We start from the raw sequence: 3,622 nt of genomic DNA, 5'->3' as shown, positions 1-3,622 counted from the left end.
CACCTTCGAAGGCCCGATGATGGCCATCAAGACCGTCAACGCCCTGTCCCACTACACCGACTGGACCATCGGCCACGTACACGCCGGGGCGCTGGGCTGGGTGGCCATGGTCTCCATCGGCTCGCTCTACCATCTGATTCCCAAGGTGTTCGGCCGCGAGCAGATGCACAGCCTTGGCCTGATCAACGCGCACTTCTGGCTGGCCACCATCGGCACCGTGCTCTACATCGCCTCGATGTGGGTCAACGGCATCACCCAGGGCCTGATGTGGCGCGCGGTGAACGAGGACGGCACCCTCACCTACTCCTTCGTCGAGGCACTGGAAGCCAGCCACCCAGGCTTCGTCGTGCGGGTGATCGGCGGCGCCATCTTCTTCAGCGGCATGCTCCTCATGGCCTGGAACACCTGGCGCACCGTGCGCGCCTCCAAGCCGGCCGAATACGACGCCATCGCCCAGATCGCCTGAGGAGCCGAGAGATGAAAAAGCATGAAATCATCGAGAAGAACGTCGGCCTGATGGCCCTGTTCATGGTGATCGCCGTGAGCATTGGTGGCCTGGTGCAGATCGTGCCGCTGTTCTTCCAGGACGTGACCAATACCCCGGTGGAGGGCATGAAACCCTACACCGCCCTGCAGCTCGAAGGCCGCGACATCTACATCCGCGAAGGCTGCGTCGGCTGCCACTCGCAGATGATCCGCCCCTTCCGCGCCGAAACCGAGCGTTACGGCCACTACTCCGTCGCCGGCGAAAGCGTCTGGGACCACCCCTTCCTGTGGGGCTCCAAGCGTACCGGCCCGGACCTGGCCCGTGTCGGTGGCCGCTACTCGGACGACTGGCACCGCGCGCACCTGTACAACCCACGCAACGTGGTACCGGAGTCCAAGATGCCTGCCTACCCCTGGCTGGTGGAAAACAGCCTGGACGGCAAGGACACCGCCACCAAACTCCGCGCCATGCAGCAGCTCGGCGTGCCCTACAGCGACGAGGACGTCGCCGGCGCCCAGGCGGCGGTCAAGGGCAAGACCGAAATGGACGCCCTGGTCGCCTACCTGCAGGTGCTGGGCACCAGCCTGAAAAGCAAGAGGTAGGAGCCATGGATATCGGAACCCTGCGCGGCATAGGCACCCTCGTAGTCTTCGTCGCCTTCATCGGCGTCGTGCTCTGGGCCTACAGCAGCAAGCGCAAGAGCCGCTTCGACGAAGCCGCCAACCTGCCCTTCGCCGACGATGACCGGAACGATTCTAGGAGCACCCGCGAATGACCACTTTCTGGAGCTGGTACATATCCCTGCTCACCATCTTTACCCTGCTGGCGCTGGTCTGGCTGATCTTCGCTACCCGCAAGGGCGAGTCCAAGGGCACCACGGACCAGACCATGGGACACGCCTTCGACGGCATCGAGGAATACGACAACCCGCTGCCCAAGTGGTGGTTCATGCTGTTCATCGGCACCCTGGTGTTCGCCGCCGGCTACCTGGTGGTCTACCCCGGCCTGGGCAACTGGAAGGGAATCTTCCCCGGCTACGCCGATGGCTGGACCCAGGAGACCCAGTGGCAGCGCGAGGTGGACAAGGCCGAACGCCAGTACAAGCCGATCTTCGCCCGCTACTCGGCCATGACCATCGAGGACGTGGCCAAGGACCCGCAGGCCGTGAAGATGGGCGGCCGCCTGTTCGCCACCTACTGCTCCATCTGCCACGGCTCGGATGCCAAGGGCGCCCTGGGGTTCCCCAACCTCACCGACACCAATTGGCGCTGGGGCGGCGAGCCGGAAACTATCAAGGCGTCCATCCTCCACGGGCGCATGGCGGCCATGCCGGCCTGGGGTGAAGTGCTGGGCGACGCGGGGGTGAAGAACGTCGCCGCCTATGTGCGCCAGGACCTGGCCGGACTGAAGCTGCCGGAAGGCACCCAGGCCGACCTGGAGTCCGGCAAGGCGCTGTTCGCTACCACCTGCACCGCGTGCCACGGCGCCGAAGGCAAGGGCACCGCCGTCATGGGCGCCCCGGACCTGACCCATCCGTCCGGCTGGATCTACGGCTCAAGCCTGGCCCAGCTGCAACAGACCATCCGTCACGGCCGCAATGGCCAGATGCCTGCCCAGCAGGAGTACCTCGGCCAGGACAAGGTCCACATACTGGCGGCCTACATCTACAGCCTGTCCCACAAGGATGAGGCGCTGGCCACCCAATAGCAGGAAGTCGGGGTGGCGCAGGGAAGCGCCGCCCCAACCAGGCAGCCAGGCCCTCGGGCCGAACTGCACGCCGCGCGAAACGGCACCCTGAGCCGGGTGCCCCGGACACAGGGAAGTGTCCACCCCTTCCTTTATATAGTGCGACTCAGTGTCGCACCTCCCCGACCAGTAGCACCCCTCCTGCTTTGACATCGGCTAAGCTGCTCTGCAGTCGCCACCCGTCACAACTCCTAAGGCGATCCCCCGCTCACGCATCGCATCAGGCCTCGACGGCCCTGCGGGAAGACTCGCCAGCACAGCCGCAAAACCTTGTCCAGAGGGCTCCAGGCCCCGGATTGTGTCGGCTTGTGTCGTTGCAATGGCCACCCGCTTTCTCCATACTTGCCGCCGATTTTTTGTCCCCAAAAAACTCCATTAACCGTGGAACCCCTAGCATGAGCACAGCAATCAGTCAGACTGCTTATAACTATAAGGTGGTCCGCCAGTTCGCCATTATGACGGTGATCTGGGGGGTCATAGGGATGGGTCTAGGCGTGTTCATCGCCGCACAACTCGTGTGGCCGGAACTCAACCTGAACCTGCCCTGGACCAGCTTCGGCCGCCTGCGTCCCCTGCATACCAACGCGGTGATCTTCGCCTTCGGCGGATGCGCCCTGTTCGCCACTTCCTACTACGTGGTGCAGCGCACCTGCCAGGCCCGCCTGGTATCCGACAGTCTGGCCGCCTTCACCTTCTGGGGTTGGCAAGCCGTGATCGTGCTGGCAGTCATCACCCTGCCGCTGGGTTACTCCTCCTCCAAGGAATACGCCGAGCTCGAGTGGCCGATCGACATCCTCCTGGGTATCGTCTGGATCACCTACGCCGTCGTCTTCTTCGGCACCATCATGAAGCGCAAGACCAAGCACATCTATGTGGGCAACTGGTTCTTCGGCGCCTTCATCCTGGTGACCGCCATGCTGCACATCGTCAACAGCATGGAAATGCCGGTATACGCCTTCAAGTCGTACTCCATGTACGCCGGCGCCACCGACGCCATGATCCAGTGGTGGTACGGCCACAACGCCGTAGGCTTCTTCCTGACCACCGGCTTCCTGGGGATGATGTACTACTTCGTGCCGAAGCAGGCCGAGCGTCCGATCTACTCCTACCGCCTGTCCATCGTGCACTTCTGGGCGCTGATCACCCTGTACATCTGGGCCGGTCCGCACCACCTGCACTACACCGCCCTGCCGGACTGGGCCCAGTCCCTCGGCATGGCCATGTCCCTGATCCTGCTGGCGCCGAGCTGGGGTGGCATGATCAACGGCATGATGAGCCTGTCCGGTGCCTGGCATAAGCTGCGCTCCGACCCCATCCTGCGCTTCCTGGTGGTGTCCCTGGCCTTCTACGGCATGTCCACCTTCGAAGGCCCGATGATGGCCATCAAGA

Annotated in this window: 5 protein-coding genes; all 5 read left to right on the top strand. The window is 63.7% G+C overall.

The window, feature by feature from the left end:
- A partial coding sequence (locus E8F11_RS11815) for a cbb3-type cytochrome c oxidase subunit I (RefSeq protein WP_280289022.1) occupies nt 1-466 on the top strand: 466 nt, incomplete at its 5' end.
- A gap of 11 nt (nt 467-477) precedes the next feature.
- Nucleotides 478-1,089: a cytochrome-c oxidase, cbb3-type subunit II gene (ccoO, locus tag E8F11_RS11810; protein WP_280289021.1), complete on the top strand. Its 612-nt coding sequence runs from the start codon at nt 478-480 to the stop codon at nt 1,087-1,089.
- 5 nt (nt 1,090-1,094) lie between these two features.
- Nucleotides 1,095-1,262: a cbb3-type cytochrome c oxidase subunit 3 gene (locus tag E8F11_RS11805; protein ID WP_280289020.1), complete on the top strand. Its 168-nt coding sequence runs from the start codon at nt 1,095-1,097 to the stop codon at nt 1,260-1,262.
- Nucleotides 1,259-2,194: a cytochrome-c oxidase, cbb3-type subunit III gene (gene ccoP, locus E8F11_RS11800; RefSeq protein ID WP_280289019.1), complete on the top strand. Its 936-nt coding sequence runs from the start codon at nt 1,259-1,261 to the stop codon at nt 2,192-2,194. Before E8F11_RS11805 ends, ccoP begins: the two co-directional genes overlap by 4 nt.
- Nucleotides 2,195-2,628: 434 nt before the next feature.
- On the top strand, nt 2,629-3,622 hold a 994-nt coding region (locus E8F11_RS11795), incomplete at its 3' end, for a cbb3-type cytochrome c oxidase subunit I (RefSeq protein ID WP_280289018.1).

The sequence above is a fragment of the Pseudomonas sp. BN417 genome, assembly GCF_029871205.1.
Classification (GTDB): domain Bacteria; phylum Pseudomonadota; class Gammaproteobacteria; order Pseudomonadales; family Pseudomonadaceae; genus Metapseudomonas.
The sequence above is the reverse complement of the archived record's forward strand: the minus strand, read 5'-3'. Positions and strand labels throughout refer to the sequence as shown.